Source organism: Arthrobacter sp. P4_H3, assembly GCF_056400885.1.
The window spans coordinates 343,745-362,281 of sequence record NZ_JBFUKK010000001.1 but is presented as its reverse complement, the minus strand read 5'-3'; the positions used below and the strand labels follow the sequence as shown (position 1 = coordinate 362,281).

Below are 18,537 nucleotides of genomic sequence, written 5' to 3'. Positions count from 1 at the left end.
CGCGCCCATGTCACCTGAGCTCCAAGCGGAACTGCGGGAAGCGTGGGCAGAACTAATTGAGGCCGCCAAAGCATCGAAAGTGAAAAACTTCCACGCCTGTACACGTACGGCCCGGCACTGGACGGAAGACCCGGCGGCAGTCAGAGCCATAGCGGCCACACTCCGTGAATTCCCGGCTACAGACAGCCAGCAGACGACATAGTGACCGACGGGCGGCCGCCCGAGGTCATCACAGCTCGCCGGAAGGCCGGCGGTCGAGATTTTCACTCAACTCCTGGGACGGCTTGCAGGGAATTGACATGCCGTCGGCGAGGATTGAGCCATGCCAAGCACATCCGCGGTCTAACCGCCGTGATCTACAAGCAGATTGGGTCCGTGTCGATGCTCCACCCTGTGCCCCCATGAAGAAGATGAGGCTCCGTTACGCCGGAGCGTGTCGGCTGTGCGGTACATCTCTTCCGGCCGGGACGGAAGCGATCTATGAGAGCGATACAAAGACCGTCCGCTGCTTGGAGTGTCCCACAGAGGCTGCCGAATCCACGTCCCACGACCTCGAACCGGCTTGTGAGGCGTTGCCAGCCAATGAGTCTGGAGTAGCCGGGTCGTCAGCCCGACGCGAGTATGAGCGTCGCAAAGCGAAAGACGAGGAAAAGCTCCGCGAGAAGTGGGGTCCATTCGGCGGCATCGCAGTCGCCGTCTCTGACGAACGCCAAAGCACCAAGGCCTGGGATCGAGGCGCGATTGGCGAGGAACGCCTCGGCGCTCGGCTGGATGCCCTGGCAGCCGATGGCCTGGCCGTCCTTCACGACCGACGCATTCCCGGCTCGAAAGCCAACATCGACCACATCGCCATCACTCGCAGTGGAATCTGGGTCATCGACGCCAAAAGGTACAAGGGACGGCCTGAACTGAAGGTCGAGGGTGGCATCCTGCGCCCCCGCGTGGAGAAGCTCCTCGTCGGCCGACGTGATTGCACGAAGCTGGTCGATGGGGTGCTCAAACAGGTCGACGTCGTGCGAAACCTCGTCGGGGATGTTCCGGTCACAGGGGCGCTGTGCTTTGTTGAAGCCGACTGGCCGTTGATCGGAGGCGCATTCTCGACCCATGGCGTTCATGTGCTCTGGCCGAAACGGCTGGCCAAAGTGCTTGTAGAAGAGCCAGCCGGCGACGTTGATGTAGCGGCGGTGCGTGAGTCGTTAGCCTCGCGATTCAAGCCTGCTTGAGTCAGGTGCCCACGTTCCAGGCCGCTCTGGGACGACGACGTTGAACATGAGCCATTCTTCAAGACGTAGCGCTCAGCCTTGTCCCGGCAAACTTATCTGGCTTGGGATACGGCAGAGCCAAGCTCTTAGCTACGCTTTTCGGCCGGCCGGTACCTGTCACCAAAGGCGACCAAGGAGCTCTGGAGCAGCGTCCTTCTGCCCAGTATGTCCACTGGCCGGGAACGGGATTCTGCCGGGAGTGGGCTGACCATCCAGGCGGCGAACACATTGTGAGGAACCTTCAGGCTCATCGCCTGATCAAAGAGACGCAACACAGGTTCGTGGAAGAGCCCATCTTTGAGCTGGAAGCCCGGGCAGAAGGTTTCAACGCCGATGAATACCCGAACTGCCCGGCGCATGGCCTCCCGGTCGCCGAGGGATTGGAAATGCGTCTCCAGGTCTGCCGCTGTCGGCAGGGTGAATTCTTCGCGGATGCTGTCCCAGATATGCTCCGGGACAGCCGGCCAAAACCGCTCAGCCTTCACATTCGACGCAGTAGGCATGGCCGTCCTTCTCGCTCGCCTTCTGCGAACGGTGGCGGACCAGGAAGCAGGAATAGCAGGTGAACTCATCGTCAGCCTGCGGGATGACCTGGACGACGAGCTCTTCGGCAATGAACTCGCCACCAGGGGTCAGGCCGTCCAGGGCGTCAGCCTCGTCGAGCTCCTGAACCACGGATTTCGCATCAGGGGCTTTAGCAGTCTTCAGGGCCTCCAGGGAGTTTTCCTGGGATTCCTTGACGTCAGTGCGCAGTTCATCGTAATCGGTTGCCACGAAAGTGCATCTCTTCTCTGTCAGGGGGTATTACCGATCCTGCAACGTACAGGACATGGGAAGAATTCCCTAAAAGAGCGGCTTCATGGGCACACAATCAGAACCGCCGGGAACATGGCATTGCCGACGGTCAGTGGGGCACCTGGGGTTTCAATATCAGGAAGTGGCACCTAATGTGGGGCAAAGCCGACGGCCGCGAAATTTGCGGAACCAACCATCGGATTTGAGCGTCTTACAACTCTGGTCTTTGGGGGAACCTTGAGCAATCCGGAATACCCGCAGCAGCAACAGCCGCGCGTCTTCGATACTTCGTTCGACTACCAGACCGACACCCCTCCAGGGACTGACCCGGACAGTGGCAGTCCAAGGCTCCGGGCGGACCATCAGTTGCTGTGGACCAAGACGCTGAACTCCGGCGTCCTCTTCGAACCGACCGCGCGGCCGAAGCGTACGGACGGCTACCTCATCTTCACCGACCCCTCCAGAGTGATGCATTGGTACGGCAGTGACGCCATCACCCACTCCTACACCGGCCGGGCACGTACGGCGTCTCTGGCGAACGCCATCGCCTCGCTGAATGAGGAGCAGCGGGCCCGCTACCTGAAGCCGCCGTACACCATCGGCAGTGCGATGATCTGGCCCGTCAGGAAGAAGGACCGACCCACGATGAACCAGGCGAGGGGGCTCAGGTCGCTCATCGCCGACCGGATGGATCTGACCCTGGAGTGCATCCGGCGTCATTACGCAGGAGAACCGGAGAGCCCACTGGCCAATGTCATCAACGCGTACGCGGACTTCTTTGCGTTCTTCGACGGATTCAAGGAGTTCGTGGACTTCTTCCACTTTCAAGACCTCGTGACGCCCGACTACGAAGAGGTTCGGTTCTACCTTCCCTTCGACAACTTCAAGCGTTCAGGGATGCCCGACACAAAAGACGAGTACGTAACGTACCGGGAGGCCACGCTCGAGTTCATCGCGGCTCGGAACCGTCGGATGGCTGAGTGGGTCAAGGAAAACCACCGCGAGATCGAGGTTCGCCATACGGACTGACTACCCGGCAACGTCTCAGAGTTATAGTCCGCGCATTGAAGCCATAGGTGGATTCATGGAACTACCAGCCATCCTGAAAGAAGAGAACGTCGAAGCCGCAGCCGAACTGCTCCGGCGCTACTACCTCGAACCATCCACAAAGACGGGGCTGCTCAGTACCGGCAGCTACTTTGATGAATGGGCGAACCGCGGCGACGGCCCTGATGTCAGGGACAGGATCACCGATAGCGACGCTGTCGCCGTGTCAATGCTCAGCGTCAAAGTTCCGGCCCAGGCCATCATCGGGCTGCAGGAACAGCCGTTGGCGAAGAACATACGAAATCTCCTGGCTGATATACGCACCGACGTGAAGATGAGCGACCTCACGGTCGCGGAAGCAGAAGCCACTCTCGGGGAGGGCAGCCCCTCATGGCTGCTCTGGCAGGAGCTGAGACGCACACCCAAAACGCGCTGGGATGTCGGGGCCACCACAGCCAGCAAAATCATGGCGAGGAAGCGACCGCATCTCATCCCCATCTGGGACAAAGTAATCGGGGCAGTCGTGGGCAAAGACACCTCTGAAGGCCAGTGGCTGAATTGGCACAACCTCTTCATGCAAGACCCCGACCTTGCTGGACGATTGCAGCGCATTCACAAGCTTTCTACGGTCCAGACACCCATTTCCGAACTGCGCATCATGGACGCCATCCTGTGGCGCTACGGCAAGGACCATGGCATCAAGGGCGGGCGAGCCGGCAAACTCGGAATCACCGGCTGAAGCACAGCGAAGCCACGACACCCCTGGTCGAACCTCGCACCGCCCGCGCCAGCTTCGTAGCCGGCCGAAGTCTGCCGGTGAAGGAGTACTACGAGTTCGGAGCATCGTTTGAGTCCGGAAACGAGCCCCCGACGCGACCGGACAATGCACTCAGCTCTGCCTCTGTTTCCCTGAACCGGATCACGTGGGGGCCCAATGTGTTGACCCCCTCCGGTCCCTTCACCACGAGGGTTCGCGCTATGGTCCTGCCCAGTTGGTCCAATTCCTGGTTGAGTCGCCGCCACTCTGCCTGCTCGAAATTTGAGCGCTTCAACACTTCAGGGTCCCTGTCGCATTGCGTGCAGCGTCCCCTCGGGCCCACATCAGCGATCATGGTCACGTAGATGCCTTTTTGGCCCGCCCGCCACTGACCATCCATGATCGAGCACCACTGAGTGTGGAACAGTTTCCCGGTTCGCGTGACGTACACCTGTCCGTCACCTGCCACAGGTGACCCGTCGTCACGGTGGGTTTGCGGCTCAACGCGAACGAGCGGGCGTTCCTTTGCCCGGTGCTCGGCTTTCGCTTCTTCTTTGAGTCGCTGCCTCTCTGCCCGCTTCTCCGCCCGCTCCAATTTGGAGCGCTTCTTCGCTTCAGGGTCCTGGTCGCATTGCGGGCAACGTCCCCGCAGGCCCACATCCGCCATCATGGTCACGTAGATGCCTCCATTGACGGCCCGCCAGTGACCATCCATGATCGAGCACCATTGAGTGTGGAAAAGCTTGCCCGAGCGGGTCACATACGCCTGATTTTCACCTGCGATGGGCGACCCGTCGTCACGGTGGCTTTGCGGCTCAACGCGGACGAGCGGACGTTTCTTTTGCGCCCCGTGGTCGGCTTTCACTTCTTCGTGTGTGGTGCTCACAACCCATTCCTTCTCCCAAGATCTCTGCCATATCCTTCCATGCTGGGGAGGTCCACCTCCACCATGCCATCGAAGGGTTGACGGGCAAGCCCGCCGAGTCCAGTACCTGCGGATCAGCACGAACCCGGTGAACGCACTCGACGACACACAATTCCTCGCTGATACCGTGGAAAGAGGGCAACGGTCTCCTTTTGAACATGTGTGAGTCGGGGGAAGCATGACGGAGTGGAAGCCGGGTTGGTGGGCACGCGCGTTCAGAGGTGCCGGGTCATGGGTGCTGTCGATCCGTGAGGGCCGCCTGCGCGTCTGCGGAATCCCCCGGGAGGTGGACGCTGATGTCATCGACGTCCTCGGACTCGCAGTCGATGAAGGCTCGGGGCAGCTCATCGTCACTCTCGTCCACGGGACAGAGACGGTGCTCAATGGGCTGTCTCGTCGCGCGGTGCGTGAGGTCGCCGCTGCTTACCACTCCGAGCTCGATGAGCGACGGCATCTCGCCGCCCTGCTCTCAAAGGCTGAGGAGCAGGGCGAGGCGGCCAGCCTGTGGTGGTCCCGGGTCCGGGATGTGATGGACCGACAACGGTGGGCGGACCAGGACACGATCGCCGCGCTTGAGGGCTCCCGTCCGGACGTCGCTGTCTGGCTGGCTGCCGACAGCGATCCGAGGCTCTCCGGGCTTCCCAAGGGTAAACGTGAGGACCAGCGTGCCGCAGTCGACGCCTGCCGCACCACTGACTTGTCAAGGTGGGCTGCCCAGCGGAACGAGGCGTTCCTGGAGTGGGAGAAAAACGAGTTGGCAGACTTCTTCCGCAAGGTCGAGAAGTCGCCGTTGACGGAAGAGCAGACGAGGGCGACGGTCTGCTTCGACAACCGGGTGCGTGTGATCGCGGCCGCGGGCTCCGGGAAGACGTCGACGATGGTAGCCCGCGCCGGGTATGCGATCCGGCGTGGCATCGCCCAGCCGACGGAGATCCTCGCCCTCGCATTCAACAAAAAGGCAGCCGGTGAGCTCTCGGAGCGGCTCGTCTCCCGCCTCGGCGATGACGGCGCGTCGGTAGCATCAAGCACTTTCCATGCCTTCGGGTTGCGTATCGTAGGTGAGGCGACCGGGCGCAAACCCGCCGTCCCCGATGACCTCCCCAGGGACAATGGGATGGGGCGGCTTGCAGGGATCGTGGATGGCCTGCGCGACCGTGACCCGGCCTTCCGGCGGGACTGGGACCTTTTCAGGCTCGTGTTCGGCAGGCAGCTGCCGGATCTCGGGGATGAAGCCGAACCTGAGAAGTCGGACAGGAACACAGGTATTAACGGCTTCGGCACTCTCGCTGGAGAGGTCGTCAAGAGCCAGGAAGAGGTGATGATCGCCAACTGGCTCTTCCTTAACGGCGTCCGATATGAATACGAGCGACCCTACGCGCACGACGTTGCGGACGCGCACCACCGTCAGTATCAGCCGGACTTCTACTATCCGGACATCGACGTCTGGCATGAGCACTGGGCGCTCGGTTCAGACGGCAACCCGCCGCCACATTTTGACGGGTATGCCGAGAGTATGGCGTGGCGGCGTCAGACCCACACTCGATACAGCACAAGACTTATCGAGACAACCTCGGCAATCATCCGGGACGGGTCCGGGTTCGAGCACCTCGAACAGGAGCTCCGCCGACACGGAATCCAGCTCGAGGAAGACCCCTACAGGGAGGCACTCGGGGAACCGCCGATCAGCGACCAGGCGATGGTGGCGCTGATGCGGTCCTTCATGGCCCACGCGAAGGGCAACCGCCTCACCCCTGACGTGCTGACGCAGCGGGCCGGCCGAACCTTGCGGGCCAGGCTCTTCACACGCCTGTACGCCGTCATCCTCGCCGAATGGGACCGTCAGCTCCGAGCCGCGGGCCAGATCGATTTCGAGGACATGCTGAATCTCGCAACCGATCACGTCGAGTCGGGCCGTTGGATGAGCCCTTACCGGCTCGTCATGGTCGACGAGATGCAGGACACCAGCTCTGCCCGTGCGGCGCTGGTGAGGGCGCTGATGAAGACTCCTGGAAACTACCTTTACGCGGTCGGCGACGACTGGCAGTCGATCAACAGGTTCGCGGGCTCAGACCTCAGTGTGATGACCCGCTTCGATAATTGGTTCGGGACAGCGTCCACCATCTGGCTGGACCGCACCTTCCGGTCCCCGCAGTCCCTGTGCGATGTCGCCGGTGGGTTCGTGATGAAGAACCCCAATCAAATCTCCAAGAACGTCCGATCTTCAGCGCCGGAGACTGACGAGACGGTGTGCGCCGTCAGTGTACGGGAGCGCAGCCACTACGGATCGGTCGTTCGGCAGCACCTGACAACCCTTGACTCAGAGCTCACTGAGCCGGCCACTGTGCTGCTGCTCGGCCGGTACTCCCGGTCCAAGGACGATGTCATCTCGGCGCTGGAAGCCAGATACGCCAACCTGACCATCGAGTTCAACACCGTGCACGCCTCAAAAGGAAAGGAGGCAGACTACGTCGTTGTGCTCGGCCTTGAGAGGAACGGATTCCCCAGCATTGTCGAGGATGATGCTCTCCTGCAACTGGCCATGGCCGCCCCCGACTCCTACCCACACGCAGAAGAACGACGCCTGTTCTACGTCGCACTGACCCGTGCCAAGCGCTCAGCGCTCCTGGTCACGCGCGCCGGTAGGGAATCAGCGTTCCTCCTCGAGTTGGTCGGAGATCGTGTCGTCAAGATCCGATCCGCGACAGGCGACGATATCACCCCAGTGGTCTGCCCGAAATGCAAGAAACACACGATGAGGGAACGCAAAGGGCGCTACGGCCGGTTCTTCGGCTGCACCGGGTACCCGACTTGCAAAGGAACGATGAAACTCGCTGATGCTTAAGAGCAGGGAGATGTCGAAATTGCGAGGCCATGGTGTCCAACTCAATCTGGGGCGGTCCGCTCGCCGCCGGGTCGATCCATCGACGGCGGAGCTGTAGGAACCCGGACCAAGATCGTAATCATTCCTCAGGGTCCTACCCCCGGTGACCGGACACTTGTCTTGCTCGAGAATCGCGAGCGCCTCGTCCCGGGGAACCCGTGTGTCAAGCAAGGGTTCGGTAAGCACCAACGTGCCCTTCGTGTTGGCGGCCACGTCGTCGTAGCCGCGGGGTGGGTAGGCAGGCTGCGGCCTGGTTGCCACCCGGCTAATGGCCCTAACCTCTGGACGGGCGTAGTGAATGACAAGGTCGCCTGGAAGGACACGGTCCAAGGTGCGCCAGTGGTCGACTTGCTGGCCGCGACGGTCCTTCAGAGGCGCCCAAAGGGTCCCACCACCATAGACCGGGTCAAAGTTCACAGACTGCTTGACCCACCAAAACTTTGTGTCCGGGCCGACGGAGACCTTGGTCAGTTGCGCTGTGCGTGTAGATGCTTCCCCATGTATATCCGCCCAGCTCGAAGCCATGACGACTCAAGGTTGCACGGGTCTGTTCGCCTCCCGACAATCGAGGCGGTCCATCCTTTCCACAGCCGAATTGCAGCTGGAACGCCATAGCAACCAGCGGCTTGCTGGCGATTGCCTGACCGCGATCAACTACGACGTACCTGTTGGACTCCCCGAACCTGGTGCGAGAAATGAATTCCTCACTACCGAGCTCATGCCACAGCGCGAGCCCTGCGAATGCTCTGCGGCTTCAGATCGCTCCAAGATCTCCCCATGCCTACATTCATAACTGATCAAGGTCTCAACTGGACTGTCATTCATAGGTGTCCCTTCTGTAGTAATTCTTCAGAAAGGCTTCTCTTAGCATTGACAGAGCATTTGATTCGGTGTGGGCTCAGCGGTTTCGTTCCGGTTCAACCGAGGAAAGGCCAAGGCAAAGACGCCGCTAGAATGGATGTGCCATTATTCACGCGGAACTCTAGGAGTTAGCTTGGCCCACGCAGACGACGCCAACGAGCGGATTTTTACTGCCGAGGATTTGAGTTTTAGCATTACGCGTTCCGAAGGCGAGGAAGCACTGACTCATTTTGGGCAAATGTGGCACTCGGGCAGGATTAGCCGGGACGACTCGAAGGAACAGGCCTACGCGATGGCTGCCGCATTCGCACTTGCGTTAGGTTGGGAAGTTGACCGGGTCCTCAACCTCCTAGTTAGTAATCAGGAGTTCAGGCGCTTGATAGGTGCCTGCGTGCTCTCATTCACCGGAAAAAAATAGATATTACTTCACGACACCGTTCGCCCCGGCGATGTCTGCGACGACGGACCTCAAGATCGAGATCCTGGACTCTATTGTGGTCTGTGAGGATGCAGCACTGACCGGTAGGCAGGGATTTCGGCCGGTCATGGCGCGGCCCCAGATGGCTTATGGGAGAGTATTTGGACCATCTACCTGGGGGAGATACCACCATGCCAGCTGTGCCCGAGGACCTACAGAAAAGATTCGACGAGTGGAACGCGAAGGGTCGTCCGCCGCAGAAGGCCTTCCCCTGGGAGAAGGAGAATTGGCAGAGATACCTCGGCCGGCGCGACATTCTCGAAACGCTTCCAAATCCCATTGACCGCGCTGGTGTACTGGAGTCGTTCAGACTCGTCAATGATTCGGCGTCGGCTCTAGACGCGTACATCGCCAGCTACCTCTGGGGCTACGCCCGGGCCAACTTCGGACCCTATCGCGCCGAGCGCGTCATCCGGCTGAACACCGACGCTGAGAATGGGAGGGACTTCGCGGGCGAACTGCACACCCTGGCTAAAATCGCGATGACTGACGGCGGGAACGCTGCGTTCGAGCACGTCGTGAACAGACGACAGAACTACGGAAAGTTCTTCACCCAGTGGGGGCCGGCCTTTGCAACGAAGTTCATCAGCTTCGCTACTAAGGCCTCCGATCAGGTGGCCACCACGCCGATCATGGACAGCATTGTCGTGGGGTGGTTCCGAAGGCACTGCCCGGAAATAGGTCCCCTGTGGCTGACCTGGAACGGCGCGGGCAGCTACCGCAGGTACACCGCGAGAATGGCCGAATGGGCAGAGGAACTGGCCATTGAACCCGAGCAGGTGGAGCAGCTCATCTTCACGAAAAGGCGCGTCTTCGACACGTCGTTCGACTACAAAACGGACACCCCTTCGAAGAACCGGCCAGACGCCGACAAAGACAGCCAGAGACTTCGTGCAGACCATGAGCTCCTGTGGACGAAGGACCTGCCCTCCGTTGTCCGATTCGCACCGGGTGTCTCATCGGCTGGCCGAAACGAGTACCTCATCTTCACCGACGGCTCCGGGGCGAGGCATTGCTACGGCAGCGACGCCATCACCAATTCCTACACCACATGGTCAAAGCCGAAGTCGCTGGTCGAAGCAATTGCCGGCCTAAGCGAGGAGCAGCGGGTCCGCCATCTCAAACCGCCGTACACCATCGGCAGTACGATGATTTGGCCCCTCAGGACCAAAGATCTGTCCACCATGAACACGGCACGAGGACTGCGTTTGCTGATCGGCGACCGGATGGACCTCACCCTTGAGTGCATCCGGCGTCACTACGCCGGAGAACCAGGGAGCCCCCTCGCGGATATCATCAACGCATACGGAGATTTCTTCAATCTCTTTGACGGGTTCAAGGAGTTCGTGGAGTTCTTCCACTTCCAGGACCTCGTGACGCCCGACTATGACGGGGTGCAGTTTTTCCTGCCGTTCGACAACTTCAAGCGTTCCGGGACACCCGCCACAACCGCGGAGTACGTGACGTATCGCGAAAAGTCGTTGGAGTTCATCGCAGCACGTGGGCGTCGGATGGCCGAGTGGGTCGTGAAGCATCACCCGGAGACTGAGGTTCGCCAGTAGCGCCAACGCCAAACGGTACGGCATCGCTGGCCTGTTTTCGGAGTGGGCTTGCGGGGGTTGAACAGGTCAGCTCAGGTGCTGCTTCCGCGCTGGTGGCGAACCTGATCCCGCGGCGAAACAACAGGACCCGCCGTCATTGACGGCGGGTCCTGTTGTGGTGGTTCAAACGGTGCCAGTCTAGGTCAGCACCGGTCTGGCTGTCGCCGTTTGTTGCTTCATGTGGCAAGGATCTGGCATCTCAGCCGTCGCACCTACCGGTACAACGATCCGGGCGTCTGTCCGAAGGCGGGCGCGGGAACACGGTGACGAATGCACTGGGGGAGGAGAAGCAGGCATTGGCCCGGCTGGAGCTGGTTTCGCCACACGATTCAGTCCATGCAAAGTTCGTCACTGCACAGCGGCGAAAGCGTTCACTGAGCCTTCGATCTGCCTGCCGACCTCCCCAAGGGCTGGCGATGCCGTCATGTCGACTCCTGTACGAACTGAACGTCCTGGAAACGCGGACCGCGAAGTGTCGGGAGCACCGTCGCGGCCTCGCGTGCGGGTCTCACCCTTTCGTCAATGAGAGCGCGGAGAAGGCGGCGCGCGGCGGTCCCGGAGCAGGCGATCATCGCTCGCGAAACAAGAGGCCGAGCGCGATGAGCTTACGCCAAGCTCCTTGGAAAACTGTGACGTGTCATACTCGCCTACCTTCAAGGTGATGCGCGTATCGAATACCGCGCCGGCCGCTCCGCCCCGGCGCGGTTCCGGTAATGAGCGTCATATTGGACGGACTCCGGTTGCGGGCGTCTCGGCAGGATCTCTCGGCGGAACCCAATTAGTAGGCAGGCCCAGGTCGTGTCGTTTCCTACCAAGCCGGCTCAAGGTTGGCCCAGACCTTTACCGAGGTGACGCAATATTGGCCAAGGATTTGCCAATATTGGGTTTCGGGGCGGTTCTGATGTGTGACTATATTGTGCGGCCTGAAGTGCGGTCCGTGCGACGCACGCGCGATCGGTTGGGAAAATTCGAGAAGAGGGATAATGACGCAGTGGAGCCAGCATCAGGCGGCGCTCAAAGTATGGCGTGACGGGCTGGTTGGCCTGACCCGACAGAGCGCGCTCATCAAGTTCCGCGCCCCGAAGGCTTCCTCGCTTCTCATCGACTCGCCGTCCCCGGACGAGGTTTTGGCCCGCCTCCAGTCAGGCAAGACGAACGCATTCCGTGGCGACTTCAACCTGGGCGATCCGGACGCGCCGAACCCACTGCCCGCAGGCACCTTCTTTCACGCCCCCCGGCCCGATGGTGAAGTCGGTCCAGTCGTTCGCAACCTCATGCGCAAGGCGTCAGCAGAGTTCCTCGACCGGGGCCTCTCGGTGTTGTACGTGGCCTTCGGCCTCCTGGACTGGCGCGACGTCGACGACACCGCAATGCTCTCGCCAATTCTGCTGGTGCCCGTCCAGTTGCTGCCCGAGGGCCCGAAGGGCACACCGCGAATCACCGAGGGTGAAGACGACCCGGTGCTCAATCCTGCACTCGCACTTCGCCTCAAAGAATTCGGCATCGACCTGCCGACAGCCGAGGACATCGAGGGGCTCGGAGTCTCCGAGACGCTCGCAGCGGTCCGAGGAGCCTTAGAGAAGAACAAGACCTTCACCGGCTGGACCCTGCGCGACACCACTTACTTGGCGACGTTCTCTTTCGCGAAGGAGGCCATGTTCAAAGACCTCCTCGACAACGAAGCCAGGATTCTCGAGCACCCCATCGTGCGGGCGATCGCTACTTCAGACCCGACCCAGCAGTCGCCGGAGTTCCAGTTCGACCCAATCGACCCATCCGACATTGACAGGCTCGCCCCGCCCGAGGTGACGCCACTCGTGCTCGACGCGGATTCCTCCCAGCGGGCGGCTGTCGCAGCGAGTCTGGCAGGCAAGACATTCGTCATGGATGGCCCTCCGGGGACCGGAAAATCGCAGACCATCGCGAACATGATTGGTGCACTACTCCATACCGGCAAGACTGTCCTGTTCGTATCGGAGAAGATTGCTGCACTCGATGTGGTCCGCAACCGTCTCGCCGCCGCCGGACTCGGCTCCTACCTTCTCGAGCTCCACTCGCACAAGGCGAGTCGCAAGGAAGTGGCGACCGAGCTTCTCAAGACCCTGGACAGCATCGCCAAGCCCCCGATGGCAATGCCCACGCTGGCCCGACAAGGCGTCAAGGAGCGTCGAGAGCAGCTCAACGACTACGCGGCTGCGATGAACGAAGTCCGCGAGCCGCTGAACATGTCCCTGCACCAGGTGCTGGGCATGTACGCGAACCTCTCGACGGCACCGATCGCACCTGTCCCGGAGAAAGCCCCGACCGACCTCACCGAGGCCGAGTACCTCGGCATCCAGAAGACTCTGTCGAAAGTCGTTCGTGCGTGGCGCCCGGCAGCGCAAGGCAGATCGTTCCTGTGGCGCGACGTCATCGACGATCAGTCACTCGAAGTTCGGCTCTACCAGGCCGAGTCCGCGCTCGAGGAGCTGCGCGGCACGGTCGCGCTCAACGCCGAAGTCGTCGACGCCTTCAGCCTGAGGGCGCCGTCCGACATACCCCGTCTGATCGCGCTCATCGAACACCAGCATCGGCCACACCCCAGCGGCATGACGGAGCCCTGGCTCACCGCGGACTCCACGCAGTCGTTGATAACTATTCGCGCTGACCTCGGCCGTCAAATCGCCCACCTGATGGCCGCTGAAGAGACGGTCACGCAAGCCGCCGGCGTTCCGTGGACGGCCCTGCCGCTACCAGAGGCCATACCACCAAGCCCTTCTCCGGTCACGGTATCGCCATGCCCTGTGGACCTGCAGACCGTGCCGGCTTCTGATCTGACCGCGACCGCCGAGCGCTTCGAGGCCGAGGCGCACATGCTGGGCGAACGGATGTTGTCCCTGTCCTCGCTCGCCACCAGCCTTGGGCTCCCGCCGGTCTCGATGTTCAGTGACGTGGACCGGCTGACCCGCATCATTGACCTACACACGAAAAACGCCAGACCCGACCGAAGTTGGTTCACTTCAACGGGATTGGCTGAGGCGCGCGCGGCGGCAGCTGCGCTCCGGGATCACGTCTCCGCTTTGAACGATGCTGAGGCCAGGGCATCTTCCGTATTCACCCCCGAAGCCCTCAAAGCACCGCTGGCTGATCTGCAGGACCGGTTCACGAATCTGCACAAGGGCCTGAAGAAGCTGTCCGGCAACTACCGCGCAGACAAGAAGACCGTCGCCGGACTGTTGGTTAATGCCGCCGACGTCAAGAACGGCATCGGTCACCTCTCCGATGCCATCGCGTGGGGCGAGAGCAGCAAGGCCTTTGATAACTTGGCCGCCGCGTGCCGGGAGACACTCGCGGCACATTGGGCAGGGCGGGAAACAAACTTCGAGTCGCTCAATGCCGCATTCAACATCGTCGAGGAAGTTCTGACTCTCACCGACAACAAAGTGCCGGCACCGCTTATCACCTACCTGACCACCAGCAGTTCCAACCACGCCGACAAGATCGTGGCCGACACCGCCCGTGCAGACTTCGATGAGTGGAAACGGGGACTCCAGCCCGGTCCGGCGCTGGCCGGTCGTCCTGAACTCATTTTCGAGCCCATTGGCCAGGCTGTGGACTGGCTTACTGGCCACGTCGGGCCCATGCGGCAGGCCGCGGCACGCATCAGAGGCGTGGAGAGCGTCACCGGCGGAAACCACTCGCTTGCCGAGGTCAATGACCTCCTCGCACTCGCCGAGGACGCCAGGCACGCGACTGAGGAACTGCACGCAGCCGAACCTGTCTACCGGGGCATCCTCGGCACCTACTTCGACTTCGGCGACACCAACCTCGAAACCCTCGACGAGGCCATCGGCTGGGCAGTCAACCTCCGATCGCTGGCCAACGGGCCCCTGACCACGGAGCAGGTGAAGACGCTCGGTGTTTCCACACCTGTCGAGTCAATGCGTCCTGCTTACGATAAGTGGACCCAGACCCGCGACCGCGTGATCGGGGCCTTTGCCCCAACCCGTCACCGCGAGCTCTCCGAGGAGTTCGATGATTTCCACGATGCCGTGGAGCTCATGAACGACTTGCGCGCCGACACGGTCGGCCAGCAGGAATGGTTCGACTACCAGCGCGCTTACGGGGACCTCGCCAAGCGGGGTCTCGACACCGCCGTCGACTTCTGCATCGAGCAGCGCGTTAGCGAGCACGACGTCCCCAACGTCGTCAATCGAGCTCTTCTGCGCGGCTGGTCCGACGCTGTCGTCCAGGGCGATGCACGTCTCCGTCCTTTACTGGCAACCGAGCGCGAGGCGCTGGTCGAGGAGTACCGCACCCTCGACCGCGACCTGATCAAAGCGGCAACCGCTGACATCATTCTCGCCGCCAACACGCGCCGCCCCGTGAACACCACCATGGGCGAGCCCGCCGTCATTCGCCGCGAAGGCGGCAAACAGAAGAAGCACAAGCCCGTGCGCGAGCTTATGTCGCTTACCCGCAACGTCACGCCCAGCATAAAGCCGATCTTCATGATGTCGCCGCTGGCGGTTTCCCAGTACCTGCCCTCTGATATTGAGTTCGACGTCGTCATCTTCGATGAGGCCTCGCAGGTCACGCCCGGCGACGCCATCAACTGCATCTACCGGGGCAGGTCCCTCATTCTCGCCGGCGACGACAAGCAACTGCCGCCCACCTCGTTCTTCGAGCGCAACATCGACGATGACGACGAGGAAGAAACTGACGTTAAGGACTTCCAGTCCATCCTCGAACTCGCCAAGGCCTCGGGCGCGTTCAACAACCTCGGTCTCCGGTGGCACTATCGCTCACGGCATGAAGACCTCATCGCCTTCTCTAACTACAAGTTCTACGAAGGCAAGCTTGTGACCTTCCCCTCGGCCCACACCGAAGGCGACGACGTGGGCGTCGAGTTTTTCCATGCTCACGGCATGTACCGCCGCGGCGGCGGAGCCTATAACCCCATCGAAGCTGCCAAGGTCGCCGAACGCGTCATCGAACACTTCACCAACCGTCCCGACCTCACACTCGGCGTCGTGACCTTCTCCGTCGCCCAGGCCGACGCAGTCCAGAGCGCCATAGACGAGGCCCGCGTCCGTCGCCGCGACCTCGACCGGTTCTTCGACACGGAAGACCGCCTCGACGGTTTCTTCATCCGCGCACTGGAACAGGTCCAAGGCGACGAACGTGACGTGATCATCTTCTCGATCGGCTACGGCCCCGACGAAGCGGGTAAGATCTCGACGAACTTCGGGGCCCTGAACAAGGACAAGGGCTGGCGGCGCCTGAACGTCGGCATCACCCGCGCCCGTCAACGCGTCGAGGTCGTCGCTTCCATGCACGCAGGACAGATCCCGCCCTCGACCAACGAGAACGTCGAGTACTTCCGCGCTTACCTCGACTACGCCGAGAAGGGGCCACAAACCCTCGCCGTCCCGTACTCATTTACAGGCCTCGACCCGGACTCACCCTTCGAGGAATCTGTCATTGCCGCCATCCAGGGCTGGGGCTACATCGTCGAACCGCAGGTCGGAGCAGCCGGGTTCCGCATCGACATCGGTGTACGCCACCCCGCCTACCCAGGCATGTTCGCCATCGGCATCGAATGCGATGGCTACCAGTACCACTCAGCTCCTGCCGCACGCGACCGCGACCGGCTCCGCGACCAGATCCTCACCGGCCTCGGCTGGCGACTTCACCGCATCTGGGGGACAGCCTGGTACCGGGACCGCGCCACCGAGGAACGCCGCCTGCTGGCCGCTGTCCAGGACGCCATCAACGCTCCCCTCGAGGGCCGGACGAAGAAGGCGGCAGCGATCGAACGACCCGTGGTCGAGACAGAACAGGCGGACATCGCCGCGGCGCCCATCTGGACAACTCCATATCCGCTCGCGCCGGCCCGGAAGCTGCCTCGCTGGGTCGATCCCGGCGAGGCCGGCAGCCATCTCCACATGGTCGATTCCATCCAGACGCTGGTCGAGCACGAATCGCCACTCCACCTCGACGTCGCCTACGAACGTCTCCGGGACTGGTGGAACGTCGGCCGTATCGGCGCCAACATCCGCGGCAACATCAACCTCGCTGTGCAACGGGCACAGGTTATCCGCGACGGCGACTTCCTCATGATCCCCGGCAGCGACGTTACATCCGTCCGTACGCCGACCGGGATGGTCGCGCGAAAGGTCGAGCAGGTGCACCTGGAAGAACTCGCCATTGCGACGGTGCTGACCATCCGCGATGTTGGCGCGATCAACCGGTCGGAGGTCGTCCAAGGCATAGCCCGCGTGTTCGGTTGGACCAGAACTGGAGCCACGGTTGAGCGGCGTATCAACGAGGCCATAGACCGTCTCGTCAATGACGGCAATGTCATTTGCTCGGGCGACGACACCTTGACCCTGGCGAAGTCGCACTAAGTGATCCTTCACGCTGACAGTTCACGAGGTCTTTGGGGCCGTACGCGGCATGCACCGAAAAGATTCCCTCCGTGGGTGAGGATTGAGCCATGACAAAGTACATCCGCGGTCGAACCCTCGTAACTAACCAGAAGACTGTGCCCGTGAGCTGATCCACCCCATATCCGCATAGGAAACTCTTGAGAGAGTGAGTATTTTGCACCCACCCCCCTTTTAAACCATCACTGGCCAGAAAGTCTGAAAATTTACATGGGTCCATTTCGGGGTAATTTTGCGCATTTCCGCAGGTCAAAGGCATTTCTGCTACCCATCCCCGGCTCATAGTTTGTGACCACCAATGTTCAATTTGAGGTGTTCGATGCGCCGATGAGACTTCACCCGGGCCGCGAACTTCTGCTCACCGGCATCAGGCCGCGGCCCTTGGAGAGTCGAACCTTGGGGGAGGGGAGCCCACCGTCGGCGCATAATCCAGTTCCACGAACCTGCAGTTGCTCTGCGGCTGATATCAAGCCGGTCGGACCAAGGCTCCTTTGAAGCTCCCTGGGGCAGAAAAGATCCCCAAAGTGGGCATCATTGAGCGGCATGGGGCTTCCAGTCCGGAACCTGTTTATCTCGGATCCCGGAAGTCTACGTACCTTCTTCTGCCATCTCATCCGTAACGGGTGATCGGACCGAGTTGTCGCTCGAACAGCTCGGGAAAGAATCCCCGAAAGTGAGGTCATGGTCTTTGCGAGACTCAAAAGATCCATGGTCCGCGGGTGAGACAGCGAGGATTGCTCGCTCAGCAGGTTCAGCAGGGAGGACTTCATGAGGTTGCGCAGTTCGATCGGGATCGCGCTGTCGGCGATGCGGTTGGCGATGCTGTCAGGATTGAGTTCCAGCCAGGCGAGCAGCTGATCGTGCCCGATGAGGGCTGTGAGCGAACGCCAGGCCCCTGAGTCGTCCTTCAGCATGTAGCCCACGGACGCGCAATGCGGATGTGAGCAGGGGAGTGCCGTCAGGTCGTGCCATGAGACCACCGCTCCGGTTTGCTCCGCGAGCCGTTCCAGCACGCCTGTGTTGGTGAGCCTGTACGTGGGGTCGATGCCGTGGCCGCGCCCTGAACCGAACACCGGCTGCAGCGCAACCCCACCCGCGAACGGGGTTTCCAAAGCGCTCATGACGACGGCGTCGACCTCACCATCGTTGACGCCGAGTGTCGCTGTCATCGTCAGGGTGGTGAAAACACCCGCCTCGGACAGGCGCGCGATGGCCATGTCTTTGAAGCGGGTCAGGTCTCCGCCTCGGTGGTGGATGGAGGCTTCTTTGGACGGGCCGTCGTATTGGAGGTACACCTCCACGCGGTCCCGGTGCCTGGCCAGCAGTGCGAGGAGTTCGTCGTAGGTGGCATCTCGGGGCGGTGGCAGTGGGCTCCAGGCTTCTTCGGGGTTGTCATCGCTCATGCCACTCTTCTTTCCAACTTTGGGCAGAGTGGTTTCCTGAAGACCCGCAGCATCCGCCAGAACAGCAGGGGGAGAATCATCAGGAGGAACCATTGGGGA

Annotated in this window: 12 protein-coding genes; 7 read left to right on the top strand and 5 right to left on the bottom strand. The window is 61.4% G+C overall.

Annotated elements, in window-relative coordinates; translation table 11 throughout:
• Positions 1–401 precede the first annotated feature (401 nt).
• Positions 402–1,223: a nuclease-related domain-containing protein gene (locus AC1DRE_RS01675; protein WP_330194387.1), complete on the top strand. Its 822-nt coding sequence runs from the start codon at positions 402–404 to the stop codon at positions 1,221–1,223.
• A 125-nt stretch (positions 1,224–1,348) separates the two neighbouring features.
• Here AC1DRE_RS01675 and AC1DRE_RS01670 read toward each other — a convergent pair whose 3' ends face one another.
• A complete protein-coding gene (locus tag AC1DRE_RS01670; RefSeq protein WP_476983055.1) occupies positions 1,349–1,765 on the bottom strand; it encodes a hypothetical protein in 417 nt (138 codons plus the stop codon).
• Positions 1,737–2,036, bottom strand: coding sequence for a DUF4193 domain-containing protein (locus AC1DRE_RS01665; RefSeq protein WP_257369041.1), 300 nt, complete (start codon positions 2,034–2,036; stop codon positions 1,737–1,739). Before AC1DRE_RS01665 ends, AC1DRE_RS01670 begins: the two co-directional genes overlap by 29 nt.
• A 258-nt stretch (positions 2,037–2,294) precedes the next feature.
• Between AC1DRE_RS01665 and AC1DRE_RS01660 the strand changes: the two genes are divergently transcribed.
• Together AC1DRE_RS01660 and AC1DRE_RS01655 are read left to right on the top strand one after the other, a co-directional pair.
• Positions 2,295–3,086 carry a DUF6994 family protein gene (locus AC1DRE_RS01660; protein ID WP_476983054.1) on the top strand — a complete coding sequence of 264 codons (792 nt, stop codon included), beginning with the start codon at positions 2,295–2,297 and terminating at the stop codon, positions 3,084–3,086.
• Between the two features lie 55 nt (positions 3,087–3,141).
• Positions 3,142–3,843 carry a DUF6308 family protein gene (locus AC1DRE_RS01655; RefSeq protein ID WP_476983053.1) on the top strand — a complete coding sequence of 234 codons (702 nt, stop codon included), beginning with the start codon at positions 3,142–3,144 and terminating at the stop codon, positions 3,841–3,843.
• Positions 3,844–3,931: 88 nt separating this feature from the next.
• Here the strand turns inward: AC1DRE_RS01655 and AC1DRE_RS01650 are convergent, their stop codons facing one another.
• Positions 3,932–4,747 (bottom strand): hypothetical protein, encoded by an 816-nt coding sequence (locus tag AC1DRE_RS01650; RefSeq protein WP_257369038.1) that lies wholly within the window; start codon positions 4,745–4,747, stop codon positions 3,932–3,934.
• A gap of 217 nt (positions 4,748–4,964) precedes the next feature.
• On the opposite strand from AC1DRE_RS01650, the gene AC1DRE_RS01645 reads away from it, so the two are divergent.
• Positions 4,965–7,628 carry a UvrD-helicase domain-containing protein gene (locus tag AC1DRE_RS01645; RefSeq protein ID WP_476983052.1) on the top strand — a complete coding sequence of 888 codons (2,664 nt, stop codon included), beginning with the start codon at positions 4,965–4,967 and terminating at the stop codon, positions 7,626–7,628.
• A gap of 445 nt (positions 7,629–8,073) precedes the next feature.
• On the opposite strand, the gene AC1DRE_RS01640 is transcribed toward AC1DRE_RS01645, so the two are convergent.
• The gene (locus AC1DRE_RS01640) at positions 8,074–8,394 is read right to left on the bottom strand and encodes a ScoMcrA-related endonuclease (protein ID WP_476983328.1); all 321 of its coding nucleotides are present in this window, start codon (positions 8,392–8,394) and stop codon (positions 8,074–8,076) included.
• A gap of 267 nt (positions 8,395–8,661) precedes the next feature.
• On the opposite strand from AC1DRE_RS01640, the gene AC1DRE_RS01635 reads away from it, so the two are divergent.
• The 3 genes from AC1DRE_RS01635 to AC1DRE_RS01625 all read left to right on the top strand — a co-directional run bounded on the left by AC1DRE_RS01635 (position 8,662) and on the right by AC1DRE_RS01625 (position 16,996).
• Positions 8,662–8,946 (top strand): hypothetical protein, encoded by a 285-nt coding sequence (locus AC1DRE_RS01635; protein WP_476983051.1) that lies wholly within the window; start codon positions 8,662–8,664, stop codon positions 8,944–8,946.
• A 191-nt stretch (positions 8,947–9,137) separates the two neighbouring features.
• The gene (locus AC1DRE_RS01630) at positions 9,138–10,568 is read left to right on the top strand and encodes a DUF6994 family protein (protein ID WP_476983050.1); all 1,431 of its coding nucleotides are present in this window, start codon (positions 9,138–9,140) and stop codon (positions 10,566–10,568) included.
• A gap of 1,022 nt (positions 10,569–11,590) precedes the next feature.
• Positions 11,591–16,996 (top strand): DUF3320 domain-containing protein, encoded by a 5,406-nt coding sequence (locus AC1DRE_RS01625; protein WP_476983049.1) that lies wholly within the window; start codon positions 11,591–11,593, stop codon positions 16,994–16,996.
• Between the two features lie 374 nt (positions 16,997–17,370).
• Here AC1DRE_RS01625 and AC1DRE_RS01620 read toward each other — a convergent pair whose 3' ends face one another.
• Complete coding sequence (locus AC1DRE_RS01620; RefSeq protein WP_476983048.1) at positions 17,371–18,438, bottom strand: hypothetical protein; 1,068 nt, start codon at positions 18,436–18,438, stop codon at positions 17,371–17,373.
• Between the last annotated feature and the right edge of the window lie 99 nt (positions 18,439–18,537).

Coding starts and splice junctions, on each gene's coding strand:
- AC1DRE_RS01675 (WP_330194387.1), top strand. CDS start 402: ATGAAGAAGATGAGGCTCCGTTACGCCGGAGCGTGTCGGCTGTGCGGT.
- AC1DRE_RS01670 (WP_476983055.1), bottom strand. CDS start 1,765: ATGCCTACTGCGTCGAATGTGAAGGCTGAGCGGTTTTGGCCGGCTGTC.
- AC1DRE_RS01655 (WP_476983053.1), top strand. CDS start 3,142: ATGGAACTACCAGCCATCCTGAAAGAAGAGAACGTCGAAGCCGCAGCC.
- AC1DRE_RS01645 (WP_476983052.1), top strand. CDS start 4,965: ATGACGGAGTGGAAGCCGGGTTGGTGGGCACGCGCGTTCAGAGGTGCC.
- AC1DRE_RS01630 (WP_476983050.1), top strand. CDS start 9,138: ATGCCAGCTGTGCCCGAGGACCTACAGAAAAGATTCGACGAGTGGAAC.
- AC1DRE_RS01625 (WP_476983049.1), top strand. CDS start 11,591: ATGACGCAGTGGAGCCAGCATCAGGCGGCGCTCAAAGTATGGCGTGAC.
- AC1DRE_RS01620 (WP_476983048.1), bottom strand. CDS start 18,438: ATGAGCGATGACAACCCCGAAGAAGCCTGGAGCCCACTGCCACCGCCC.